Here is a 22,982-nt window from a genome sequence, read left to right as displayed (position 1 = left end):
AATACCCGCCGCCCTCGGACGTTGACCTAGAATCGAACACGTAACGTGCTCCGGGGTCGGTGCAAGTCCGAACCGGCGGTGAGAGTCCGCGAGCCGCGAGCGCGTGACCATCCGGTCGCGCGCGGACGGTTGATCCGGTGGGATTCCGGGACCGACGGTGAAAGTCCGGATGGGAGGCAGCACGTGTCGGCGACGCCGTGCGCGTCGTCGACCGGTCCGGCGTTGCCCGGGCGCCCCGGAGCCTGGAAGGCAGGCGAGAGGCGATGACCACGGCCACGCGCGCGGCAACGGATGCCGCGACGATGCGTCGGGCGCTGGAGCTCGCGGAGCGCGGTCCGGCGCGAGGCGTGAACCCGCGCGTCGGCTGCGTCATCCTCTCCCCCGACGGCGAGGTGCTCGCCGAGGGGTGGCACCGCGGCGCGGGCACCGCGCACGCCGAGGTCGACGCGCTGTCGAAGCTCGCGCCCGGAGCGGCGCGCGGCGCGACCGCCGTGGTCACGCTCGAGCCGTGCAACCACGTCGGCCGGACCGGCCCGTGCGCGCAGGCGCTCGTCGACGCCGGGGTCGCGCGGGTCGTCTACGCGGTCGACGATCCGGGCCGGCGCTCGGCGGGCGGAGCCCGCACGCTCCGCGACGCGGGCGTCGAGGTCGACCGCGGCGTGCTCGCCGACGAGGTCGCGGCGTTCCTCGAGGACTGGGTCTTCGCCACGCGCGAGCGGCGCCCCCGCGTCATCCTGAAGTGGGCGTCGAGCCTCGACGGGCGCGTCGCGGCGGCCGACGGCTCGAGCCGCTGGATCACCGGTGCCGAGGCCCGCGCCGACGTGCACCGCCGACGGGCGACCGCCGACGCCATCGCCGTGGGCACGGGCACCGTGCTCGCCGACGACCCGGCGCTCACCGCGCGCGACGACGACGGCGCCCTGCTCGACGACCAGCCGGTCCCGGTCGTGTTCGGACGACGCGCCGTCCCCGCCGACGCCGCGGTGCTGCGGCATCCGCTCGAGGCGATCACGCTGGCCGGCACCGAGCTCGCGGCCGACCTCGAGGAGCTCCAGCGTCGCGGCATCCGCTCGCTCTTCGTCGAGGGCGGACCGACGCTCGCGAGCGCTTTCCTCGCGGCCGGCCTCGCCGACGAGCTGCTCGTCTACCTGGCGCCCGCCGTCATCGGCGGTCCGCGCACCGCGGTCGGCGACATCGGCGTCGCGACGATCGCCGACACCCGTCGTTTCCACATCACCGACCTGGTGCGACTCGGCGAGGACCTCCTCGTCGTCGCGCGGCCCCGAGCCGCCGGGCACCCGGAGACCACCACCCGAGAGAGGGCCTGACATGTTCACCGGAATCATCGAGGAGCTCGGCGAGGTGACGCGCGTCGAGCCCGCTGCCGACGTCATGCGCGTGACCGTCCACGGGCCGAAGGTCGTCGAGGGCGTCCGCCACGGCGATTCGATCGCGGTCTCCGGCGTCTGCCTCACCGTCGTCGACTCCGACGCCGACTCGTTCACCGCCGACGTCATGGCCCAGACGCTGGCGATGTCGACGCTCGACTCCGTGGAGGCCGGCCGGCGCGTCAATCTCGAGCGCGCCGCCCTCGTGGGCGACCGGCTCGGCGGCCACATCGTGCAGGGCCACGTCGACGGGACGGCCGAGGTGCTCGACGTCGTCCCCGGCGACGCCTGGCGCGTCGTGCGATTCTCGCTGCCGGCCGGCCTGGCCGCCCTCGTCGTCGACAAGGGCTCGATCGCGGTCGACGGCGTCTCCCTCACCGTGAGCGGGCTCGGCGACGAGCCGGGCGGGTCCTGGTTCGAGGTCTCGCTCATCCCCGAGACGCTCGCCGCGACGACCCTCGGTTCCCTCGAGCCGGGCGACCGCGTCAATCTCGAGACCGACGTGCTCGCCCGTCACGTGCAGCGGATGCTGCGCCTGGACGCGCACCACGCGCTGCCCTCGTCGCTCGCCGAACCGGGCGGTCCCGGCCTCGAGCACCGCGCCGACGAACCCGCGTCGTCGACGATCGGGGGCGACCGATGAGCCTGGCCACGATCCCCGAGGTGCTCGACGCGCTTCGCGCGGGCAAGCCCGTCATCGTCGCCGACGACGAGGCCCGCGAGAACGAGGGCGACGCCATCATGGCCGCCGAGTTCGCCACCCGCGAGTGGATCGCGTGGATGGTGCGCAACACGAGCGGGTACCTCTGCGCGCCCATGCCGAACGCATTCGCCGACCGGCTCGGGCTCCCGCTCATGGTCGAACGCAACGAGGACGCGCGCGGCACGGCGTACACCGTCTCGGTGGACGCGTCCGATCGCACGTCGACGGGCATCTCGGCCTCCGACCGGGCGCACACCCTGCGCGTGCTCGCCGACCCGGAGTCGACGCCCGACCGGCTCATCCGGCCCGGCCACATCCTGCCGCTCCGCGCGGTGGACGGCGGCGTGCGCGAGCGGGCTGGACACACCGAGGCGGCCGTCGACCTGATGCGGCTCGCGGGCCTCTCGCCCGTCGGCGTGATCGGCGAACTCGTCGAGGACGACGGCGAGATGATGCGCCTCCCAGGGCTCATCGAGCTCGGCGAGCGCGAGGGGCTGCCCGTCACGACCGTCGCCGCGCTCATCGACTGGCTCCACGAGCAGCACGGCGGCCAGGACCTCGCGGCGGGCGAGACGCCGGCCCCGATCGACGAGTCGCCGCGCGTGCAGTTCGAGGTCGAGACGAACCTGCCGACCATGCACGGCACGTTCCGCGTGCGCGCCTACCGCGACCGGAACACCGGGGCCGACCACCTCGCGATCATCGCGGGCGACCCCGCCGCCGACCCGGCGGGCGCGATCACGCGCGTGCACTCCGAGTGCCTGACCGGCGAGGCGATCGGCTCGCTGAAGTGCGAGTGCGGGCCGCAGCTCGACACCGCGCTGTCGACGATCGCCGAGCACGGCGGCGTCGTGGTCTACCTGCGCGGCCACGAGGGCCGCGGCATCGGCCTCATCAACAAGCTGCGCGCATACCGCCTCCAGGAGGGCGGGCTCGACACCCTCGACGCGAACCTCGCGCTCGGCCTGCCGATCGACGCTCGAGACTACTCGGCGGCGAGCGCCATCCTCGACGACCTCGGCGTCGACCGGGTGCGACTGCTCACGAACAACCCCGAGAAGGTGCACCAGCTCGAGGCCCACGGCATCCGCATCGCGGACCGCCTGCCGCTCGTCGTCGGCGTCGGCGCCGTCAACGCCGGCTACCTCGAGACCAAGCGCACCCGCATGGGACACGCCATCGACGACCGGCAGCTGACCGATGCTGCCGACGAACTCCTGAAGGGACACGCATCATGAGCGGAGCAGGATCACCCGAACTCGACGTCGACGGCGAGGGCCTCAACGTCGTGATCGTCGCCGGGAGCTGGCACGACGAGATCTCCGACGGCCTCATCGCGGGCGCGACGCGCACGCTCGAGGCGGCCGGCGCATCGTTCGAGCTGGTCCGCGTGCCGGGCAGCTTCGAGCTCCCCGTGGTGTCGAAGGCCGCCCTCGAGGCGGGCGCCGACGCGGTCGTGGCGCTCGGCGTCATCATCCGCGGCGGCACGCCGCACTTCGAGTACGTGTCGTCGGCGGCGACCGACGGCCTCACCCGCGTCGCGCTCGACACCGGCAAGCCGGTCGGCTTCGGCGTGCTCACCCTCGACGACGAGCAGCAGGGCCTCGACCGGGCCGGCCTGCCGGGCTCGAAGGAGGACAAGGGGCGCGAGGCGGCGGAGGCCGCGATCGCCACGGCGAACACGCTGCGGGCGCTGCGCGGCTGACCGGCCGTGCACCGGCGCCGCCGAGACCGGCGGCGCCGATCGGCCCTCGGTCGCAGAACCTCGAGTCGGGTGGAACGCCTATTCGGCGGACCCGATCGCGTCGAGCGCGGACTGGACCGACGACCGGTAGGCCTCCGAGGTGTAGGTGGCACCCGAGACGTTCCCGACCTCGGTCGACTGCGCGGCCAGGATCTCCTCCCGGAGGATCGGCGCGGCCCTCGCACTGACCTCGACCGACGTCTCGCTCGAGTCTGTCAGCTTCACCGCGATGAGGTCCACGATGGCGTCGGCCTCGACCACCACCTGCACCTGCACGGTGCCGTACTTCGTGTCGACGACCGCGCCGTCGACGGTGACCGGACCGGTCGCCGTCTCGGTCGGCGCGGTGCTCGGCGCGCTGGTCGCGGCATCCGTCTCGGTCGCACCGGGCCCCGGCGACGACGGCACGGTGGCCGTGCCCGACCCGGAGTCGATCCCGTACCCCGCACCCGCCAGCCACCCCGCGCCGAGCGTCACCGTCGACGCGGACACGAGGATCACCGCACTGGATCGCCGCATCACCAGGCGAACCGCTCGCTGTGGATCTGGCGGCGCCGGAGGCCCGCCGATCGGGCGTCGGCGATGACGAGGTCGGCCCACACGGCCGGTCCGCACACGTAGACGTCGGCATCGGCCAGGTCGGGCACGATCGTGGCGAGCGAGTCGTCGGCCATCGAGTCGGGAAGCCAGGTGCGCTCCCGGGTGGCCGGCGGTCCCACGATCTCGACGACCCGGACCGACGCGTGCTCGCGGAGCGCGTCGAACTCGCGGCGGAGGTAGAGCTGCCCGTCCTCGTTGGCCCGGAGGATGATCGTCACGGTGCGAGCGGCGCGCAGCATCGAGTCGGCGAGCGCGCGGATCGGCGTGATGCCGATCCCCGCGCCCATGAGGACGGCGTCGGGGCTCGTCCGCGTCGCCGTGGTGAACACTCCGTACGGGCCCTCGAAGTAGACGCGCGTGCCGGGCTCCAGCGAGAGCACGCGTCGGCTGTCGTCGCCGAGGTCGCGGACCGTGATGCGGAACGAGCGCCCGTCGGGGGCGGCCGAGAGCGAGTACGGGTGGCCCTCCCACCGCAGGCCCGGCGACCAGAACCGCCAGATCGAGTACTGGCCGCCCCGGGCGTGGAGGCGGTCGAGGTTCCGGCCCGTCATGGTCACGGATGCCACGCCCGGCGCCTCCGCCGCCACCTCCGACACGCGCAGGCGATGGCGTGCGTTGCGTCCGAGCGGGATGAGCACCCGGAACACCAGGATCAGCGCAAGCACGCCGAACGAGAGCGCGAGCCAGTACCAGCGCGCCCAGGTGCCCTCCGCGAAGAGTCCGCCGTGCGAGAACTGGTGCGGCAGCGCGAGGAGCACCGCCGCGTAGGTCACGAGGTGCACCGCGTACCAGAACTCGTGCGACACGACCCGACGCACGACCACGAGCGAGGTCACGACGACGAGGATGAACCCGGCCAGGGCCGCGAAGGCCTGGGGCATGTCGGGCATGGAGGTGAGCATCGCCGCGCCCTGCGCGATGGGGTCCCTGCCGAGCGCGAGGCCGTAGCCCCAGATGAGCAGGAGCGCGTGGGCGATGAGCAGCAGGATCGCCGGCTTGCCGAGCCGGCGGTGCGCGGCCATGGTCTGATCGGCGCCGAACGTCCGGTCGACCAGCGGAACCCGCGCGACGAGCAGCAGCATGATGAGGACGACGTTGCTGCCGATGAGCCCGGCGACGATGCCGAGGCCGGTGGGCACCTCGCGCCAGGTCGTGAAGGTCGACGCCCCGCCGTCGGCGAGGAAGAGCGCCAGGACCACCACGGTGGAGAACCACGCGGCGCCCTCGAGGAGGTCGGCCAGGCGCAGTCGGTTGAGGTGGCGCCGTCGGAGCTGCAGCGTCGAGGGCAGGATCGGCTCCGGCAGTTCGCTGGTCGCGCCGGTCATCCTGCCTCCCACACGGTCGGGCGTCGAGCGCAGTTCGCGGCCATCCTATGGGGCCGCCGGTCAGCGCAGGGGTGCGCGCCCCGCCGTGCGCCCGGCGATCCGGCGGCGACGGGCGGCACCGAGCCATCCGGTCGCCCTGCCCCACGCCCACCAGGCGGTGAGCCCGACCGCGAACGACGCGACGATCGCGAGCGGCGGCGACCACTCCTCGATGGGCGGGTACACCTGCCAGTGCGTGAGGTAGACGAACATCGAGCCGGATGCCACGGTGCCGACCGCTCCCGCCAGCACGGCGGGCACCGGGAGGCTCGTCACCCAGATCAGCAGGCCGAGCCCGACGAGCACGACGACCTCGCGGACGGGATCGCCGAAGAAGCCCGGCACGGTCGCGAGGGCGATCGCGCTCGCGACGAGCCGACGCGGCGGCGTCGTCGACCGGGCGACGAGCCAGCCGAGCGCGATGAACCACGCGATCGCCGGGAGCGCGTACCGCAGCGGCGAGGAGGGCGTGATCCCGCCGGTGACCGCGTAGCGGAACGCGAGGGCGACGCCGAGGACGACGAGCGCGAACGCGTACGGGTATCGCCGTTCGAGTCGGGTGACGCCCGGCACGGCGAACAGCGCGGCGAGACCGACGATCGACCAGACGAGCGCCTCGAGGAACCAGAACTGCCACTGCTCGCTCCACGCGGTGGCTCCCGGCACGAGCTGGTTCGACAGCAGCACCGTCGCGGGGTCGTACGTGCGGGCGACGAGCGCGACGCCGCCGATCCAGAGCACGGCGGGCACGGCGATGAGCGCCGCACTGCGCAGCAGGCCCCGCACGCGCCGGCGGCGCTCCGGGCGTTCGTCGGCGAGCCGACCGGCACTCCCGGCGAAACGGAACCGGGCGAGGTTGAAGCCCGCGACCGCGAGCAGCAGGTGCGCGCCGCCCTTCAACTGGACCACGTCGGCGTGCGTGGCGACGATCAGCGCGATCGCAGCGGCACGCAGCACCACCGAGGTCTCGAGCCACGCGATGCGGCGACGCCGCGGGGAGGCTGCGGCGCGCGCGATGCGCGCCGTCGTGGGCGTGGTCGCTCCCGCGGTTGCCGCGTCGGGTTCAGTGTCGGCGCCGGCCGGCTCGGGCTGCGGCACCGCGCCGCCGAGCGAACGGATGCTCCGGCTCGGCCAGTCGGCGGGCAGCGCGCCGATCCGCTCCTCGAGGCGCAGCGCGAGCTCGACGTAGTTCAGGGAGTCGCCGTCGAGCGAGGCGAAGCTGTCGTCCTCGGTCGCGTCGGGCCGGCCGAGCAGTTCGGCGTAGAGGTCGCGGAGGTCGACCGTCGCGGCGGCGGCCGGGGTTGAGCCGTCCGCGAGCGGCGGAGCGGTCGACGACGACGCGTCGGCGACAGCCGTCTGCGGACGCGGTGCCGCGGCATCCGTCGCCCGCAGGAGTGCCGCATGCGCGCGGAGCGCGGCGTGGTCGGGCTTGCCGTTCGCGGTGCGCGGGAACTCGGCGAGCGCGTGGACGTCGAACGCGTGCGCGGGCAGTCCCGTGTGCCGGGCGACCGCGTCACGAGCGTGTCCCGCGAACCGGTCGTGCCGGACGAACACCGCGAGCCGCTCGTCGACCGCGACGGTGCGCGCCTCGACGCCGTCGTCGGCGAGGAGCCGCTCGATCCGGTCGAGGTCCAGTCGGAGCCCGAAGCTCTTCGCGAACCGGCTGATCCGGCCCGTGATCTCGATCAGCCCGTCGTCGCGGCGACGGGCGAGGTCGCCCGTGCGCAGCTCGGCGAGCTCGGCGCCTCGGGAGAGGTCGGCCGGTGACTCGGCATAGCCCATCATCACGTTCGGGCCGGAGTAGACGAGCTCGCCCTCGCCCAGCGACGCGCCCGCGGCGGACTCGTCGATGCGGAACGACCCGCCGGGGATCGGCACGCCGATCGCGCCCGCGGCCGTCTCGGCGAGCGCGGGCGGCAGGTAGGCCATGCGCGCGGTAGCCTCGGTCTGGCCGTACATCACGTAGACGTCGAAGCCCCGCCGGCGTCCGAGGCGCGCGAGCGCGCGGACCCGCTCGGGGGCGAGGCGGCCGCCGGCCTGCGTGACGTAGCGGAGGTCGGGCAGGTCGCGTTCGGCGAAGTCGGTGCCCTCGAGCAGCTCGTACGTGTACGGGACGCCGGCGAAGGAGGTCGCGCCGAGGGCCGCGAACTCGCTCCAGAACGCCAGTTCGACGACCGATCGGTCGCTGAGCAGCAGGCTCGCGCCGGCCGCGAGGTGGCTGTTCACGACCGAGAGCCCGTAGCAGTAGCCGAGGGGCAGCGTCGTCGCGGCCCGGTCGTCGGGCGTGAGGCCGAGGTAGTCGGCGATGCTCCGTGCGTTCGCAGTCACGTTCGTGCGCGAGAGCCGCACGAGCTTCGGGGAGCCGGTCGATCCCGACGTGCTCGCGAGTAGGGCGAGCTCGGGGTGGAACTCGCGCGGGGCGCCGTCCGTCGTGCCCGACAGACCGAACCCGCCCCGGTCTGCGCGCGCCACGACGTCGGGGACGTACCGGTCGACGAGCGCTTCGAGCGCCGCACCCTCGACACCCGCCGGGAGGAGCAGCACCGGGTGCCCCGCCGCGAGGGCGGCGAGGTAGGTGACGATCGACTCGACCGTGTTCGAGCCGGAGAGGAAGACCAGGCGGCGGCCCGCGCCGAGCGCGGTACGGCGGTCGTCGATCCGGTCGCGGAGCTCGGCGTAGTCGACCTGCGCGGTCGGGGTCACGAGCGCCGGAGCGCCGGGGTCGCCGCCGAGGAGGTCGAGCGTCGGCTCGGTCCTGGTCAGGAGCATGGGCATGGCGGTGTCCGGTTCGAGGGGGCGGATTCCGCCGGATCGGCGGGAAGGTGAGGCTTACCTTACTCGACGCGACGCGGGCCTCGAAATCCGCGACGGTCCGTGACGCGTGCGGGCGCGGCATCCGCTCGACCGCCCCCGAGGCCACGCTGGCCGCACCGCTCGTCGCACGGGCGCCGCCGCTCGTCGCATCCGGTTCGTCCGCTCGGTGCCGCGCGCGTAGGGTGTGCAGGTTGCCACAAGCAGCGGATCCACTCGACCCGCGCGGTGCGGCGCCCGATCGACGCGCCCCGCGAGGGCCTCGCTCCCCATCGGAAGTTCCCGCACCGCAATGACCGCAACCCAGTCCCCCGCCGACGCCTCGGCCACGACCCCCGCCGCGCCCGTGAACTCGCGCGGCCGGGTCATCCTCGCCAGCCTCGTCGGCACGACGATCGAGTTCTACGACTTCTACGCGTACGCGACGGCCGCCGTCCTCGTGTTCCCGATCCTCTTCTTCCCCACCGGCAACCAGACCACCGCACTCCTCGCCTCGTTCGGCGTCTTCGGGGCGGCGATGATCGCGCGACCCATCGGCGCGATCGTGTTCGGCCACTTCGGCGACAAGCACGGCCGCAAGGCGACGCTCGTCGCGTCGCTGCTCGTCATGGGCATCGCGACGTTCCTCATCGGCCTCCTGCCGACCTTCGAGCAGATCGGATGGTTCGCGGCGCTGCTGCTGCTCGTCCTCCGGCTCGCGCAGGGCTTCGCCCTCGGCGGCGAGTGGTCGGGCGCGGCGCTCGTCGCGACCGAGAACGCCCCCGCCGGCACGCGCGCCTGGTACGGCACGTTCCCGCAGCTCGGCGCGCCGCTCGGCTTCATCATCGCCAACGGCCTCTTCCTCGCGATCAACCTCGCGGCGCCGTCGCGCGAGTGGTTCTTCGAGTGGGGCTGGCGCGTGCCGTTCCTCTTCTCGGCCGTCATGGTGATCGTCGGCCTCTGGGTGCGCCTGCGGCTCGTCGAGTCGAGCGCCTTCACCAAGGCGAGCGGGATGGGCGCCATCCGCAAGCTCCCGCTCGGCACGGTGTTCCGGCACAACTGGCGCGAGCTCGTCCTCGGCACGTTCTTCATGCTCGCGACCTACGTGCTCTTCTACCTGATGACGAACTTCACGCTCTCGTACGGCACGAAGGCCGCCGACCTCGAGACCGCGTCCGCCGCCGCGCAGGCCGCCGCCGAGGCCTCCGGCACCCAGTTCGACGCGAGCGCGTTCGCGGCCCAGTTCTACCCCGGCCTCGGGTTCGGCTACGCGGACTTCGTGACCATGCAGATCATCGGGGTCGTGTTCTTCGGCGTCTTCACGCTGCTGTCCGGTCCGATCGCCGACGCGATCGGCCGCCGGCGCCTGCTCATCTGGGTCACCTCGGCGATCATCGTCTTCGGCCTGACGTTCAACCTGTTCCTCATGCCCCAGCTCGACCCGAAGTTCACGGGCGCGCTCACGCAGGCGTTCCTCGTGTTCGGGTTCATGCTCATGGGTGCGACGTTCGGGCCGATGGGCGCGCTGCTGCCCGAGCTGTTCCCGACGAACGTCCGCTACACGGGCTCGGCGATCGCGTACAACGTCTCGTCCATCCTCGGAGCGGCGGTCGCACCCCTCATCGCGGTCGCGCTCTGGGCGGCGGCCGGCGGCGAGCCGTGGCCGGTCGGCGTCTACCTCTCCGCGATGGGCGTGCTGACCCTCGTGGCGCTGCTCGTCTCGAAGGAGACCAAGGACGTCGACTACGAGGCCGCGGGCGTTCCCGCGCAGGGACGGATCGCCGAGGGCGAGGCCGAGGCGGCGTCGCTCTAGCCGCACGGCGCATCGATCGAACGGGGCGGATGCCGCGGGCTCGCGCAGCCCGCGGCATCCGCCCCGCGGCATCCGCCCGCTGCACGCCGGCGAGCGCCGGTCGACCCCCTTCTCGACGCGTGGCGCGCGGCGTAGCATTCGGCTCGACGGGGTCGCCGGGTCCCAATGCCGGCAGGACCGACGCCCGGCCCCCGGGACGGCGAGGTGCGGCATGAACCTGACGATGGACATGATGAAGGGCGCCATGTCGGCGTCGGACCGGCCCATGAAGGACGTGGACCTGTCGATGATGCAGGAGGCCGTCGAGGCGCTCTCCGCGTGCATGCAGGCATGCCTCATGTGCGCCGACGCCGACGCGGGCGAGAGCATGGGCCGGTGCGCGGCGATGTGCTCGAACTGCGCCGACGTGTGCGACACGATGATGCGGATGATGCTCCGCACCACCGGCTACGACGTGCGGGTCATGACGTCGATGATGGAGGCCTGCGTCACCATGTGCCGGGCCTGCTCCGCCGAGTGCTCGCAGCACGCCGAGATGAGCGAGCACTGCCGCATGTGCGCCATGGCCTGCGACCAGGCCGTGATGGCCATGGAGAAGATGATGGGCGCGATGGAGGAGATGCCGGCGAGCTGACGCTCCCTCGGCTCAGACGGCGGCGATGCTGAACCGCTCGTCGCCGCGCGCGAGCACGCCGTACACGGGGTGCAGCGCGACCGGATCGCCGACGGCGATCTCGCCGCGCAGCGCCCCGTGATGCCAGACGCGGTGCACGCCGCCGTCGAGGTCGAGCAGCTCGACGAAGCCGTCGGCGCCGGACGCGGTCACGACCGCGTCGACCCAGCGGCTCGCGACGATGCGGGAGAGCCGGTCCTGGATGGCGTTCAGCCCGTGGCCCGGTCGGTCGCTCGTGCACGCCTCCCCGTCGACGCAGCCGCGCATGCCCATCGCGAGGCCCGTGCGGGACTCGGCGGCGGCGTGCGGGTTCTGCGGCGACATGGCGATGCTCCTCGGTCGTTCGGTCGGTTCGTGCAGGCGACGATACGCCGGGGCATGACGGATGTCGCGGGGCGCCGTCACACGCGGCAACAGTCCGCGCCTCAGCCCAGGAAGAGCGCTCGCAGCCGCTTCGTGGTGAAGACCATGCCCGCCGCGATCATCACGAGGTAGTACGCGACGTGGATGAGCAACGACGCATCGACCGCGCCCGTCGTGAGCCCGCGGACGAGCTCGACGCCGTGCCAGAGCGGCAGCGCCTGGATGACCCACTGGATCGGCTCCGGGTAGACCGACAGCGGGTAGAACGTCGCCGAGAACAGGAACATCGGCAGCATCACGAAGTTGATCCAGTCCATCTGCTGGAACGAGGTCAGGTAGCTCGTCACGGCCATGCCGACGCTCGCGAACCCGAACGCGATGAGCAGCACCGCCGGGAAGGCGAGCACGGCCCACCACGACAGCGCGAGCCCGAGCACCTGCATGACCAGCATGAAGCCGGCGGCGTAGAGCCCGCCGCGGAGCAGCGCCAGCGAGATCTCGCCGAGCGCGACGTCCAGCGGTCCGAGCGAGGTGGCGAGCATGCCCTCGTAGAGCTTGGCGAAGCGGATCTTGAAGAACACGTTCCAGGTCGAGTCGTAGATCGCGCCGTTCATCGCGGCGACCGCGAGCAGGGCGGGCGCGATGAACGCGGCGTACGGCACCTCGCGGCCGTCGACGGCCACGGTGCCGACCAGCGCGCCGAGCCCGATGCCGAGCGAGAGCAGGTAGAAGATCGGCTCGAACAGGCCGCTCAGCATCACCAGCCAGTTCGTGGATCGCGTCGCGCGCCATCCGCGGTACATGACCGCGCGGGCGTTGCCGGCGTACAGCGCGCCGACGCCGCGGCGCGGCGCGCGGTGCTCGAGGGCGTGGTCGACGAGGGTCATGCGGTGAGCCTCCGCATCGCGATGCGCCGCGACCACAGCCAGCCGACCGCGGTCATGGCCACGAGGACGACGAGGTGCGTGACGGTGAGCCAGGCGGGTTCGGCGTAGCCGAACGTGAGCACCCGCGAGAGCTCCGTGCCGTGCCACAGCGGCGAGATCCAGCCGATCCACTGCAGGAACCACGGCAGCTCGGTGAGCGGGAAGAACGTGCCGGAGAACAGGGTGAGCGGCACGACGACGAGCCGCTGCACCATGGCGAGCTGGCCCGTGTCCTCCCGGATCGTCGACGCGTACGCCATCAGGAGCGTGCCGAACGCCATCCCGGTGAGGATGGCGACGACGATCGCGAGCCACCCGGTGGCCGACGGCACGGCGCCGACCAGGAGCATGAAGCCGAAGTAGACGATCATCGTCGCCGTGAGCCGGGCGACCACCGAGATTACCAGCCCGTCGACCACCTGCCCGGGACTGATCGGCCCGGCGTGCATGCCGGCGAACGTGGGATTCCACTTGTAGCCGAGCAGCACGGGGTACGAGAACTCGATGGTCGCGGTCGTGAGGCCCGCGCTGCACAGCAGGGCGGGCGCGACGTAGACGAGGTAGCCGACGCCCTGCGCCTCGAGCCCGAGGTTCTGGTCGACGAGCGTCGCGAGGCCCACGCCCATCGCGTAGAGGTAGATGAGCGGCTCGCCGAACCCGGTCGCGAGGATCGTCTGCGCGTACGACCACATGACGCGCAGCCGATGCTCCGCCACGTACCAGGCGCCGAACCGGCGGGGCTTCACGCCGCCGGAGAGCGCACGGCGGGCGTCATCGGACCGGGTCGGAGGTCGCGCGGCGACCGCGGCGGACTCGTCGCTCATTCGATGAGGCTCCGTCCGGTCAGCCGGAGGAAGACGTCCTCCAGGCTCGAGCGGCGCACGAGGCTCGTGAGCGGGTGCAGGCCCGCCTCGGCGATGCGCTCGAGCTCGGCCTCGCCGTCGGGCGTGTACACGAGGATGCGGTCGGGCAGCACCTCGATCCGGTCGCCGGTGCCCTCGAGGGCGCGCGCCACCTCCTCGTTGCGGTCGGAGCCGAAGCGCAGCTCGAGCACCTCGCGCGAGGAGTAGCGGCGGATGAGCTCGGCCGGCGTGCCCTCGGCCATGATCCGCCCGTGGTCGACGACGACGAGCCGGTCGCAGAGCTGCTCGGCCTCGTCCATGTAGTGCGTCGTGACGACCAGGGTCTTGCCCTGCTCCTTGAGCCGGAACAGGCGATCCCACAGGATGTGCCGCGCCTGCGGGTCGAGCCCGGTCGTCGGCTCGTCGAGCAGCAGGATGCGGGGGTCGTTGATGAGGCCGCGGGCGATCGTGAGCCGCCGCTTCATGCCGCCCGAGAGCGCATCGACCTTGGCCGCGCCGCGGTCCTCCAGTTGCGCGAACCGGAGCAGCTCGTCGGCGCGCTCGGCGACCACGCGCCGGGGCAGCCCGAAGTAGCGGCCGTAGACGAGCAGGTTCTCGCGGACGCGGAGCTCGGCGTCGAGGTTGTCGGACTGCGGCACGACGCCGAGCTGGGATCGGATGTCGGGGCCGTGCCGGTCGGGATCGAGCCCGAGGATCGACAGGTCGCCGCCGGAACGCGCCGAAACGGCGCCGATCATGCGCATGGTCGTGGACTTGCCTGCGCCGTTCGGCCCGAGCAGGCCGAAGGACTCGCCGGGCGCGACCTCGAAGGAGAGCCCGTCGACCGCGGCGAACTCCCCGTAGCGCTTGACGAGGTTCTCGGCGATGATCACGGGCTCCGGCACGGATCCCGAGACTACCCTCCGGCGCCGACATACGATGAGGCGCATGCAGCCCGACCGCTCCCCCGCCCTGCGCGTGGCCGATCGCGTGCGCGACGCCGTCGCCGCCGGGCGGCCCGTCCTCGCCCTCGAGTCGACGATCCTGACGCACGGGCTGCCGAGCCCCCGCAACCTCGAGGTCGGCCTCGCGACCGAGGCGCTCGTGCGCGACGCCGGGGTCGAGCCCGCCACGATCGGCGTCGTCGGCGGCAGGGCGGTCGTCGGCCTCGACGAGCGCGAGATCGAGCGGCTCTGCACGTCGGGCGACGTCGTCAAGGCGAGCACGCGCGACCTTCCGGTCGCCCGCGCCGCGGGCCTCGACGCCGGCACGACGGTCGCGGCGACGGCGTGGCTCGCGCACCGCGCCGGCATCCGGGTGTTCTCGACCGGCGGCCTCGGCGGCGTGCACCGCGGTGCGAGCGACACGTTCGACGAGTCGACCGACCTGCCCGCGCTCGCCGCGACGCCGATCGTGGTCGTGAGCGCCGGCGTGAAGTCAATCCTCGACGTGGGTGCGACGCTCGAACGCCTCGAGACGCTCGGGATCACGGTGCTGGGGTTCCGGACGGACCGCTTCCCCGGCTTCTACGTCGCCGACTCGGGCTTCGCCGTGCCGGCGCGCGTCGAGTCGGCGGCGGAGGCCGCCGCGGTGGCGCGCGCCCGCGACGAGCTCGGCCTGGCCTCGGCGGTGCTCGTCGCGAACCCGGTCGCCGAGGCCGAGCAGCTCGACCCCAAGGTCCACGGGCGCGTCCTCGCGGAAGCACTGGCCGCAGCGGATGCCGCGGGCGTCGCCGGGCACGACACGACGCCGTTCCTCCTCGACTTCGTCCAGCGCGCGACGGGCGGCCGCAGCCTCGAGGCGAACCTCGCGGTCTATCGCGGCAACGCCCGGCTCGGTGCGGAGATCGCGCGTGAGCTCGCCCGCTGAACCGGCGAGCCGGGCTACGGCCGGCGCGGCCCCGCCGGATGCGTCGGCGCCCGGCGTCCTCGTGGTCGTCGGCGACCTGCTCGAGGACATCGTGGTCTGGGCGACCGAGCCGATTCGCGCGGCGACAGACTCGGCGGCGCAGGTGTTCCGCTCGCGGGGCGGCAGCGCCGCGAACGTCGCCGCGCACGCCGCCTCCCGCGCGCCCACACGGTTCGTCGGACGCGTGGGCGACGACGGGGCCGGCGCCGCGCTCGTGGCCGCGCTCGCCGCGAGCGGCGTCGACGTGCGCGTCCAGCGCGCGGGCCGGACGGGCGCCGTCGTCCTCGTCATCGCACCCGACGGCGAGCGCACCATGTTCCCCGACCGCGCGGCGGCGGCCGAGCTCGCGGCCGTCGACCCGGCATGGCTCGACGGCGTCGCCCGGCTGCACGTGCCGAGCTACGGCTTCGAGCACGAACCGATGCGCGGCGAGGTGCGCCGCCTCGTCGAACTCGCGCGGGAGCGTGGTGCGCGCGTGTCGATCGACGCGTCGTCCACCGGACTGATCGAGTCGCTCGGCGTCGAGCGCGTGCTGGGCTGGCTGGTCGCCCTGCACCCCGACGTGCTGTTCGCGAACGAGACGGAGGGCCTGCTCCTCGGCGTCGCCGGCGGCGGCCCGGCCGCGGCCTCCGTGGCCGGGCGCGTCGTGGTCAAGCACGGACCGGAACCGACCGAGGTGTTCGACGACGGGGCGCTCGTCGCTCGCGTGCCGGTCGCCCCGGTCGCCCGCGTCCGCGACCTGACCGGGGCGGGCGACGCCTTCGCCGCGGGGTACCTGGCCGAAGCGATGGGCGGGGCGGATGCCGGGGCGTGCTGCCTCGCGGGGCACGCCGCCGCGGCATCCGTCATCGGCTCGCCCGGCGGCGACGCGGTCGACGCCGGCTGACGGGTCGGGCCGGGCGGGGTCGGGCCGGGCGGGGTCGGGCCGGACCGGGCCGGGTGGTCGGGGGCGGCACGTCGGCTGTCCACAGGAACTGCGGACGGGCCCGATCTCCCAGTCGGGCGACGTATGCTGCAAGGCGGCCCGCGCATCCCCCGACGACGGATGCCGCCGTGCGCCGCGAAGGACACCTCATGAGCGACACCGAGATCACACCAGGCACGAGAGCCGCCGCGCGCGCCGCCGAACGCGCGGCCGAGCGAGCCGCCCGCACCGGGGGCATCCCGATCATCGGGCGCCGGGACGCGAGCGCGAAGCGGGAGCAGGCCCACGGGGCGGACCGACCGACGACCGACGACCGCGGCACGACGGCGGGGCCGGGCCGGCGCACGCCGCGCCGCAGCCCGTTCGGCCGCCGCGGCGAGACGCCGCCCGGCCCCCGCGCGACCTTCCGCCAGCTGCTGCCCTTCATCTTCGAGCACCGCCCGGTGCTCATCCTCGTCGCGGCCCTCTCGATCGTCGGCGCGATCGCGAGCCTCGCGCAGCCCCTCCTCGTCGGCCGCGTGATCACGATCGTCGAGGCCGGCGACCCGCTCGACGGGCTCGTCTGGGCGCTCGTCGCACTCGTCGTCGTCAGCGGCCTCATCACCGGCTACCAGCACTACCTGCTGCAGCGCACGGGCGAGGGGATCGTCCTCTCGAGCCGTCGACGGCTCATCGCGAAGATCCTGCACCTGCCGATCGCCGAGTTCGACACCCGTCGCACGGGCGACCTCGTCTCCCGGGTCGGCAGCGACACGACCATGCTCCGCGCGGTGCTGACCCAGGGGCTGGTCGAGGCGATCGGCGGCGCCGTCACCTTCGTCGGCGCGCTCATCGCGATGCTCTTGATCGACCCCGTGCTGCTCGGCCTCACCGTCCTCGTCATCGCGGTCGCGATCACGACCGTGACCCTGCTCTCCTCGCGTGTGCGCGAGGCCTCGCACGCGGCGCAGGCGAAGGTCGGCGACGTCGCGGCATCCGTCGAGCGCGCGATCACCTCGGTGCGCACCATCCGGGCCGCCGGTGCGACCGAGCGCGAGGTGCGCGACGTCGAGGCCGAGGCCGAGGGCGCCTGGCGTATGGGCGTCACCGTCGCGAAGATCTCCGCGCTGATCGTTCCCATCGCGGGCATCGCGATGCAGGTCTCGTTCCTCGTCGTGCTCGGCGTCGGCGGCTTCCGGGTGGCGTCGGGCGCGATCTCGATCGCCGACCTCGTCACGTTCATCCTCTTCCTCTTCATGATGATCCTGCCGCTCGGGCAGGCGTTCGGGGCCATCACCTCCGTGAACCAGGCGCTCGGCGCGCTCGGGCGCATCCAGGAGATCCTCGACCTGCCCGACGAGGACGCGCACGATCGGCAGCTCGCCGCACGAGCCGTGATGGTCGGCCCCGCCAACGAGGGCCTCCTGCCGGAGGCCCCGGCCGTCGAGTTCGACGACGTGCACTTCGCGTACGCGCTCACGCGGCCGTCCGACCCCGCCGACCCCGGCAACGACTCGCCCGACGAGCACCTGCCCGAGCCCGACGTGACCGAACGCCAGCCCGTGCTGCGCGGCGTCTCGTTCCGCGTGCCGCGCGGGCGGCGCATCGCGCTCGTCGGTCCGTCGGGCGCCGGCAAGTCGACGATCCTCGCGCTCATCGAGCGCTTCTACGACCCGAGCGTCGGCACGGTCCGGCTCGGCGGGCTCGACCTCCGTGCGCTCGACCGCGCGGAGCTCCGCGCGCAGATCGGCTACGTCGAGCAGGATGCGCCGGTGCTCGCCGGCACGATCCGCGACAACCTCAGGCTCGGCAGCCCCGACGCGACCGACGCGGAGTGCGAGCACGTGCTGCACGCGGTCAACCTCGGCTCGGTCCTCGAACGCGACCCCGCCGGGCTCGACGCGCAGGTCGGCGAGAACGGCATCATGCTCTCGGGCGGCGAGCGCCAGCGCCTCGCGATCGCGCGGGCGCTGCTGGCCGCACCGCCGATCCTGCTGCTCGACGAGTCGACGTCGTCGCTCGACGGCGTCAACGAGCGCATGATGCGCGAGGCCATCGACGCGGTCGCGGCGGGGCGCACGCTCATCGTCATCGCACACCGGCTGTCGACGGTCGTCGACTCCGACCGGATCGTGGTCGTCGAGGAGGGCCGGGTCATCGGCGAGGGCACGCACCAGGAGCTCGTCGAGACGGTGCCGCTCTACCGCGAACTCGCCGAGCACCAGCTGCTCGTCTGAGCCGCCGGCACCCTCGAGGTTCAGGGTTCTCCCCCACCCCACCCCGGGGCCAGCGCGGATGCCGCGACCCGTCGACCGTTCGTAGCGTGTCCTCCATCGGATTTGCGGCGCGCTCGCGCCATCCACCCCGGAGGACCATCATGACCTTGCTCGACGCCCCCAGGACCGCTGCCCGCGGCGCGACGACCGTGCGCGACCTCGCCGCCGTCCTGTCCGCCCCCGCAGCGGATGTCGCCGATGAGGCGCCCGCCTCGCCCGAGCCCTCGTTCGACGCGCTCCGCGCCCGCCTGCAGTCGTGGCTGCGGGAGTGGGACACCCAGCGACTGCCCGCATTCGAGCAGGCGCGCTCGATCGCCCCCGCCGGCGACCGACCCACCTCGCTCCGCGCCGCGCCCACGCGCACCGACGGCGCCGTGCGGCTGACCGCGAGCCTCTACGACCCGCCGAGCCGCGGCGGCGACCCGCTCGCCTGGACCCGCAACTGGGTCACCGCGGTCGTGCTCCCCACCGCGCCCGCCGACGGCCGGGTGTTCTACCGCTTCCGCGTCGGCAGCCGCCTCGTGCTCGACGGTCGCGCCGAGACCGCGCTCGTCTCGACGAGCGTGCACGTCGGCGTCGTTCCGGATGCCGCGACCGGCAGCCCGTTCGACGTGCCGGGCTTCGCGACCCCGACGGTCCGGCCGCTGGTCGGCGTCGCCGCCCGGGAGGACGTCGACGCGCAGGCCGAGCAGGACATCGAGGGCTCGATCGCCGTCCGAGCGGGCGACTCCCCCGTGATCGGCATCGTCGTCGGCGCCGACATCGTCTTCCGCGACGGCTGGATGCGGCTGCACGAGGGCTCCGGGCTGTGGGTCGGTGCGGCCGACCGCGGCCCGACCGGCTCGGTCGACGTGCGCTTCGCGCCCGACGCGCTGCTCGACCTCTTCGGCGAGGCCGGCGTCTGAGACCCGCGGGCGTCCCATGCGGCGTAGCCTCGCCGCATGGGACGCTTCGCCGTGGTGCTGCCGGTCGACCCGCTCAACGCGGGCGCGTCGTTCCCGGTCTCGTCTTGGCCGCTGCACGTCACGGTCGTCGAGCCGTTCGAGACCCGCAACGACGCCGCGTGGGTCGCGGGCCTCATCGGCCCCGTGCTGCACGGGCGACGGGCGGTCGAGGTCACGGCGTTCGACCGGGCCATGTTCGGCCGACGCCATGACGTGCCCGTGACCCTGGTCGGCGACGACGGCCCGCTCGGCGCGATGCGCACGCGCCTGCTCGATGCCCTGCGCGAGGCCGACGTCGATGTCGCCCGGGCTCGGTTCGACTTCAGGCCGCACGTGACCGACACCGAGCACGGGTCGATGCCGACGGGCCGCACCGCCCGGCTCGTCCAGGTCGCGCTCGTCGACCTGCGCCCGCCGGAAGGCCGCGCGATGCGCTCGGTGGCCGCCGTCTGGTCGCTCGACGACTGACCGTCCGGCGCACGTGCGCACCGGCCCTGCGGCACCCCGACCTACGCGCGGTCGGCGTCGGCCGTCGGCGTGACGGACGACGTGGCGGCGTCCTCGGTGGTGGCGGCGGCACGGGACTTCTGCCACGGCCAGTGACCTGAGATCTCGACCTCGAGCGACCAGCTGAGGAAGGTCCGGATGACGACGATGAGCGCGAGCACCGTCACGGACTCGATCGTCGGCGTGACGGCGACCGTGCGGATGATGTCCGCGGCCACCAGCAGCTCGAGGCCGATCAGGATGCCGCGGCCGAGCACGCGCCGGAACCGGGTGTAGACCGGACCGAGCCTGCGGAGCCGCCGGATCGCGGCATCCGCCATCGCGTAGAGCACGCCGACGACGATCGCGACCACGCCGAGGACGTCGATGACCTCGCCGACCTGCGTGATGAGCGTCCCGAATTCCATGGTCCCTCCGCGGTCACGGTAGCCCCGCGGCCCGCTGCGACGGCGGAAGCGCCGCGCGTGGCGTGCTGCGCGGGCGGTGGCCCGCGATCGAGCCGGCACGCCGACTGGGGCTTCCGGCCGCGGCGGAGCAGGACGAGAATGCGCGCATCGGCCGACGCCGATGCCGGTCGATTCCTACTCGAGGGGACCGATGATGAACGCAACCCGAATCCTGGCCGCTGCGGCGCTGGCCGCCGCCGCGACGCTGATGCCCGTCGCCGCCCAGGCGGACGACTCCACCTACACCGCTCAGCTCAGCGCAGCGCAGGAGGTCCCGACGAACGACTCGCTCGCGCGCGGCGCGGCGATCTTCATGCTGTCGGCCGACGGCACCGAACTGGACTACCGCCTCGTCGTGGCGAACCTCGACAACCCCGTCGCGGCGCACATCCACCTCGCACCTGCCGGCGTGAACGGGCCTGTCGTCGCGTTCCTGTTCGGTCCCGCAGCACCCGGAGGCGGTCGGACGAGCGGCGTGATCGCCACCGGCACCATCACCGCGGCGAACCTCGTCGGTCCGCTGGCGGGCGCGTCGCTCAGCGAACTCGTCGACCTGCTCGACTCGGGCGACGCCTACGTCAACGTGCACACGAACGACGGCGGTCCGGTGACGAACGAGCCGGGCGACATCCCCGGCGGCGAGATCCGCGGCCAGATCCACTGACCCGGCGCTCGCCTGCACGAGAACGGCGACGGATGCCGCGGGCGTGACGCGCCTTCCCGTGCACGTCGCGCCCGCGGCATCCGTCGCCTTGCGCCCTCAGGCGCGATACCGCCGGTCGTCGCCCACCCCTGAGCGACGACCGGCGGAAGGGGCCCGCTACGCCACCTGCTGCTTGAGGTGGTAGCGGAGGCTGGAGAGCTCGGCGTTGAGCGCCGCGGGCACCCGGTCGCCGAACTGGCCGAAGTACTCCTCGGTGAGGTCGCACTCGGCGAGCCAGGTCTTCGGGTCGACCTCGAAGAGCTGCTCGAGCGCGTCGTCGGAGATCTCGATTCCGTCGAGGTCGAGCGAACCGGCGGCCGGCAGGTTGCCGATCGGGGTCTCCTCAGCCTCGGCGGTGCCCTCGATGCGGCCCACGATCCACTCGATCACGCGGGAGTTCTCACCGAATCCGGGCCAGAGGAACTTCCCGTCGTGGCCCTTGCGGAACCAGTTGACCTGGAAGATCTTCGGGGCGTTCGTGCCGAGCACGCGGCCCATCTTGACCCAGTGGCCCCAGTAGTCGGCCATGTTGTAGCCGCAGAACGGGAGCATGGCGAACGGATCGCGGCGGAGCTCGCCGACGGTGCCCTCGGCCGCGGCGGTCTGCTCGGAAGAGATCGTCGCGCCCATGAACACGCCGTGCTTCCAGCTGCGGGCCTCGGCCACGAGCGGGACGTTCGTGGCACGGCGCCCGCCGAACAGGATCGCGTCGATCGGCACGCCGTCGTGGGCGTCCCAGTCGTCCGAGATCTGGGGGCACTGCGCCGCGGCGACCGTGAAGCGCGAGTTCGGGTGCGCCGCCGGCCGGCCGGACGCCGGCGTCCACGGGTTGCCCTCCCAGTCGGTGAGCTCGGCGGGCACGGTGTCGGTCAGGCCCTCCCACCAGACGTCGCCGTCGGGCCGGAGCGCGACGTTCGTGAAGATCGTGTTGCCCCAGAGCGTCTGCACGGCGGTCGGGTTCGTCGTCTCGCCGGTGCCGGGCGCGACGCCGAAGAAGCCGGCCTCGGGGTTGATCGCGTAGAGGCGGCCGTCCTCGCCGGGGCGCATCCAGGCGATGTCGTCGCCGATGGTCTCGACCTTCCAGCCGGGGATCGTCGGGCGCAGCATCGCCAGGTTCGTCTTACCGCAGGCCGACGGGAACGCTGCGGCGATGTGGTACGCCTTGCCCGCGGGCGACGTCACCTTGATGAGGAGCATGTGCTCGGCGAGCCATCCCTCGTCGCGGGCCATCACGCTGGCGATGCGGAGCGCGAACGCCTTCTTCGCCAGCAGCGCGTTGCCGCCGTACCCCGAGCCGTACGACCAGATCTCGCGCGAGTCGGGGAACTGGACGATGTACTTGGTCTCGTTGCAGGGCCACTCGACGTCATCGCGGCGGTGGCCGACGCCGTCGACGAGCGGGTAGCCGAGCGAGTGGATGGTGCGCACCCACGGCTCGCCGGCCTCGATCAGGCGGTACACCTGCTCGCCCATGCGGGTCATGATGCCCATCGACAGGACGACGTAGGGCGAGTCCGTGATCTCGACGCCGAGCTGGCTGATCTCGCCGCCGAGCGGGCCCATCGAGAACGGCACGACGTACATCGTCCGGCCCTTCATCGAGCCGGTGAAGACCTCGGTGAGCTCCTCGCGCATCGCGTGCGGGTCGCGCCAGTTGTTCGTCGGGCCCGCGTCCTCCTCGTAGGTGGAGCAGATGAACGTGCGGTCCTCGACGCGCGCGACGTCCGACGGGTCGGTGCGGGCGAGGTAGCTGTTGGGGCGCCACTCGGGGTTGAGCTTGATGAGCTTGCCCTCGGCGATGAGCTGGCGGGTGAGCCGATCGGCCTCCTGCTTGGAGCCGTCGCACCAGACGATGTCGTCGGGCTGCGTGATCGCGGCGATCTCGGCGACCCAGGCGCGCAGCGCCGGGTCGCTCGTGCCGTGGCGGCGGTCCTCCGCGTCCGAGGCGGGTCCGGAGGCGCTGACCGAGAAGTCGGAGATGGTCATCGTCGTCCTTTCGAGGAGTTCGGAGTGCCGCCGTGACCGGTGGCGTGTTTCCAGTCTGAGCGAGGATGAGACATCCATTCCGCCAATTCCGTTGTTAAGAAT

At 73.1% G+C, this 22,982-nt stretch carries 21 protein-coding genes and 1 riboswitch; of the genes, 12 read left to right on the top strand and 9 right to left on the bottom strand.

Going from position 1 to position 22,982, the window contains the following annotated elements; translation table 11 throughout:
* The first annotated feature begins 41 nt into the window (after positions 1-41).
* Positions 42-187: riboswitch (FMN riboswitch) on the top strand.
* 76 nt (positions 188-263) lie between these two features.
* The 4 genes from ribD to ribH are packed head-to-tail and all read left to right on the top strand — an operon-like array spanning position 264 to position 3,796.
* Positions 264-1,328 (top strand): bifunctional diaminohydroxyphosphoribosylaminopyrimidine deaminase/5-amino-6-(5-phosphoribosylamino)uracil reductase RibD, encoded by a 1,065-nt coding sequence (gene ribD / locus ACQ393_RS05980; protein ID WP_430645915.1) that lies wholly within the window; start codon positions 264-266, stop codon positions 1,326-1,328.
* A gap of 1 nt (position 1,329) precedes the next feature.
* Positions 1,330-2,031, top strand: a complete 702-nt coding sequence (locus ACQ393_RS05975; RefSeq protein WP_430645914.1) for a riboflavin synthase — start codon at positions 1,330-1,332, stop codon at positions 2,029-2,031.
* Entirely contained in the window at positions 2,028-3,329 is a 1,302-nt protein-coding gene (gene ribA / locus ACQ393_RS05970; RefSeq protein WP_430645913.1) for a GTP cyclohydrolase II, read from the top strand. Before ACQ393_RS05975 ends, ribA begins: the two co-directional genes overlap by 4 nt.
* The gene (ribH, locus tag ACQ393_RS05965) at positions 3,326-3,796 is read left to right on the top strand and encodes a 6,7-dimethyl-8-ribityllumazine synthase (RefSeq protein WP_430645912.1); all 471 of its coding nucleotides are present in this window, start codon (positions 3,326-3,328) and stop codon (positions 3,794-3,796) included. The genes ribA and ribH overlap by 4 nt, the downstream gene beginning before the upstream one ends.
* 78 nt (positions 3,797-3,874) lie before the next feature.
* On the opposite strand, the gene ACQ393_RS05960 is transcribed toward ribH, so the two are convergent.
* From ACQ393_RS05960 to ACQ393_RS05950, 3 genes are read right to left on the bottom strand one after another with little or no spacing between them, the layout of a single operon-like run.
* Complete coding sequence (locus ACQ393_RS05960) at positions 3,875-4,336, bottom strand: FMN-binding protein (RefSeq protein WP_430645911.1); 462 nt, start codon at positions 4,334-4,336, stop codon at positions 3,875-3,877.
* 17 nt (positions 4,337-4,353) lie between these two features.
* Positions 4,354-5,760 (bottom strand): ferredoxin reductase family protein, encoded by a 1,407-nt coding sequence (locus ACQ393_RS05955; protein WP_430645910.1) that lies wholly within the window; start codon positions 5,758-5,760, stop codon positions 4,354-4,356.
* Positions 5,761-5,820: 60 nt separating this feature from the next.
* Positions 5,821-8,574, bottom strand: a complete 2,754-nt coding sequence (locus ACQ393_RS05950; protein ID WP_430645909.1) for an AMP-binding protein — start codon at positions 8,572-8,574, stop codon at positions 5,821-5,823.
* Positions 8,575-8,902: 328 nt separating this feature from the next.
* Here ACQ393_RS05950 and ACQ393_RS05945 point away from each other — a divergent pair, with 328 nt between their 5' ends.
* Positions 8,903-10,402 (top strand): MFS transporter, encoded by a 1,500-nt coding sequence (locus ACQ393_RS05945; RefSeq protein WP_430645908.1) that lies wholly within the window; start codon positions 8,903-8,905, stop codon positions 10,400-10,402.
* 211 nt (positions 10,403-10,613) lie between these two features.
* On the top strand, positions 10,614-11,036 hold the full coding sequence (locus tag ACQ393_RS05940) for an aldehyde dehydrogenase (protein WP_430645907.1): 423 nt from the start codon (positions 10,614-10,616) through the stop codon (positions 11,034-11,036).
* 12 nt (positions 11,037-11,048) lie between these two features.
* Here the strand turns inward: ACQ393_RS05940 and ACQ393_RS05935 are convergent, their stop codons facing one another.
* From ACQ393_RS05935 to ACQ393_RS05920, 4 genes are all read right to left on the bottom strand, one after another.
* Entirely contained in the window at positions 11,049-11,399 is a 351-nt protein-coding gene (locus tag ACQ393_RS05935; protein WP_430645906.1) for a hypothetical protein, read from the bottom strand.
* A gap of 101 nt (positions 11,400-11,500) precedes the next feature.
* Entirely contained in the window at positions 11,501-12,325 is an 825-nt protein-coding gene (locus ACQ393_RS05930; RefSeq protein WP_430645905.1) for an ABC transporter permease, read from the bottom strand.
* The gene (locus tag ACQ393_RS05925) at positions 12,322-13,188 is read right to left on the bottom strand and encodes an ABC transporter permease (protein ID WP_430645904.1); all 867 of its coding nucleotides are present in this window, start codon (positions 13,186-13,188) and stop codon (positions 12,322-12,324) included. The genes ACQ393_RS05930 and ACQ393_RS05925 overlap by 4 nt, the downstream gene beginning before the upstream one ends.
* Positions 13,185-14,111, bottom strand: a complete 927-nt coding sequence (locus ACQ393_RS05920; RefSeq protein WP_430645903.1) for an ABC transporter ATP-binding protein — start codon at positions 14,109-14,111, stop codon at positions 13,185-13,187. Before ACQ393_RS05920 ends, ACQ393_RS05925 begins: the two co-directional genes overlap by 4 nt.
* Before the next feature lie 43 nt (positions 14,112-14,154).
* On the opposite strand from ACQ393_RS05920, the gene ACQ393_RS05915 reads away from it, so the two are divergent.
* The 5 genes from ACQ393_RS05915 to ACQ393_RS05895 all read left to right on the top strand — a co-directional run bounded on the left by ACQ393_RS05915 (position 14,155) and on the right by ACQ393_RS05895 (position 19,706).
* Positions 14,155-15,075, top strand: a complete 921-nt coding sequence (locus tag ACQ393_RS05915) for a pseudouridine-5'-phosphate glycosidase (protein ID WP_430645902.1) — start codon at positions 14,155-14,157, stop codon at positions 15,073-15,075.
* Complete coding sequence (locus tag ACQ393_RS05910; protein WP_430645901.1) at positions 15,059-16,000, top strand: carbohydrate kinase family protein; 942 nt, start codon at positions 15,059-15,061, stop codon at positions 15,998-16,000. The genes ACQ393_RS05915 and ACQ393_RS05910 overlap by 17 nt, the downstream gene beginning before the upstream one ends.
* Positions 16,001-16,188: 188 nt before the next feature.
* Positions 16,189-18,255 carry an ABC transporter ATP-binding protein gene (locus ACQ393_RS05905; RefSeq protein WP_430645900.1) on the top strand — a complete coding sequence of 689 codons (2,067 nt, stop codon included), beginning with the start codon at positions 16,189-16,191 and terminating at the stop codon, positions 18,253-18,255.
* Between the two features lie 140 nt (positions 18,256-18,395).
* A complete protein-coding gene (locus tag ACQ393_RS05900) occupies positions 18,396-19,199 on the top strand; it encodes a hypothetical protein (RefSeq protein WP_430645899.1) in 804 nt (267 codons plus the stop codon).
* A gap of 36 nt (positions 19,200-19,235) precedes the next feature.
* Positions 19,236-19,706, top strand: coding sequence for a 2'-5' RNA ligase family protein (locus ACQ393_RS05895; protein WP_430645898.1), 471 nt, complete (start codon positions 19,236-19,238; stop codon positions 19,704-19,706).
* 41 nt (positions 19,707-19,747) lie between these two features.
* Here the strand turns inward: ACQ393_RS05895 and ACQ393_RS05890 are convergent, their stop codons facing one another.
* Entirely contained in the window at positions 19,748-20,152 is a 405-nt protein-coding gene (locus ACQ393_RS05890) for a DUF1622 domain-containing protein (protein WP_430645897.1), read from the bottom strand.
* Positions 20,153-20,345: 193 nt separating this feature from the next.
* Between ACQ393_RS05890 and ACQ393_RS05885 the strand changes: the two genes are divergently transcribed.
* Positions 20,346-20,855 carry a CHRD domain-containing protein gene (locus tag ACQ393_RS05885; RefSeq protein WP_430645896.1) on the top strand — a complete coding sequence of 170 codons (510 nt, stop codon included), beginning with the start codon at positions 20,346-20,348 and terminating at the stop codon, positions 20,853-20,855.
* A 156-nt stretch (positions 20,856-21,011) separates the two neighbouring features.
* Here the strand turns inward: ACQ393_RS05885 and ACQ393_RS05880 are convergent, their stop codons facing one another.
* Complete coding sequence (locus ACQ393_RS05880; RefSeq protein ID WP_430645895.1) at positions 21,012-22,880, bottom strand: phosphoenolpyruvate carboxykinase (GTP); 1,869 nt, start codon at positions 22,878-22,880, stop codon at positions 21,012-21,014.
* Positions 22,881-22,982 lie beyond the last annotated feature (102 nt).

It is taken from the genome of Agromyces sp. GXS1127 (genome assembly GCF_050565425.1).
Taxonomy (GTDB): Bacteria; Actinomycetota; Actinomycetes; order Actinomycetales; family Microbacteriaceae; genus Agromyces.
Note: the sequence above shows the minus strand (reverse complement) of the source record. Positions and strands in the feature narration are given on the sequence as shown.

Bases quoted from the DNA above. Each gene is read 5' to 3' on its own strand.
- ribD (WP_430645915.1), top strand. From the start codon at position 264: ATGACCACGGCCACGCGCGCGGCAACGGATGCCGCGACGATGCGTCGG.
- ACQ393_RS05975 (WP_430645914.1), top strand. From the start codon at position 1,330: ATGTTCACCGGAATCATCGAGGAGCTCGGCGAGGTGACGCGCGTCGAG.
- ribA (WP_430645913.1), top strand. From the start codon at position 2,028: ATGAGCCTGGCCACGATCCCCGAGGTGCTCGACGCGCTTCGCGCGGGC.
- ribH (WP_430645912.1), top strand. From the start codon at position 3,326: ATGAGCGGAGCAGGATCACCCGAACTCGACGTCGACGGCGAGGGCCTC.
- ACQ393_RS05955 (WP_430645910.1), bottom strand. From the start codon at position 5,760: ATGACCGGCGCGACCAGCGAACTGCCGGAGCCGATCCTGCCCTCGACG.
- ACQ393_RS05950 (WP_430645909.1), bottom strand. From the start codon at position 8,574: ATGCCCATGCTCCTGACCAGGACCGAGCCGACGCTCGACCTCCTCGGC.
- ACQ393_RS05945 (WP_430645908.1), top strand. From the start codon at position 8,903: ATGACCGCAACCCAGTCCCCCGCCGACGCCTCGGCCACGACCCCCGCC.
- ACQ393_RS05940 (WP_430645907.1), top strand. From the start codon at position 10,614: ATGAACCTGACGATGGACATGATGAAGGGCGCCATGTCGGCGTCGGAC.
- ACQ393_RS05935 (WP_430645906.1), bottom strand. From the start codon at position 11,399: ATGTCGCCGCAGAACCCGCACGCCGCCGCCGAGTCCCGCACGGGCCTC.
- ACQ393_RS05930 (WP_430645905.1), bottom strand. From the start codon at position 12,325: ATGACCCTCGTCGACCACGCCCTCGAGCACCGCGCGCCGCGCCGCGGC.
- ACQ393_RS05925 (WP_430645904.1), bottom strand. From the start codon at position 13,188: ATGAGCGACGAGTCCGCCGCGGTCGCCGCGCGACCTCCGACCCGGTCC.
- ACQ393_RS05915 (WP_430645902.1), top strand. From the start codon at position 14,155: ATGCAGCCCGACCGCTCCCCCGCCCTGCGCGTGGCCGATCGCGTGCGC.
- ACQ393_RS05905 (WP_430645900.1), top strand. From the start codon at position 16,189: ATGAGCGACACCGAGATCACACCAGGCACGAGAGCCGCCGCGCGCGCC.
- ACQ393_RS05900 (WP_430645899.1), top strand. From the start codon at position 18,396: ATGACCTTGCTCGACGCCCCCAGGACCGCTGCCCGCGGCGCGACGACC.
- ACQ393_RS05895 (WP_430645898.1), top strand. From the start codon at position 19,236: ATGGGACGCTTCGCCGTGGTGCTGCCGGTCGACCCGCTCAACGCGGGC.
- ACQ393_RS05890 (WP_430645897.1), bottom strand. From the start codon at position 20,152: ATGGAATTCGGGACGCTCATCACGCAGGTCGGCGAGGTCATCGACGTC.
- ACQ393_RS05885 (WP_430645896.1), top strand. From the start codon at position 20,346: ATGAACGCAACCCGAATCCTGGCCGCTGCGGCGCTGGCCGCCGCCGCG.
- ACQ393_RS05880 (WP_430645895.1), bottom strand. From the start codon at position 22,880: ATGACCATCTCCGACTTCTCGGTCAGCGCCTCCGGACCCGCCTCGGAC.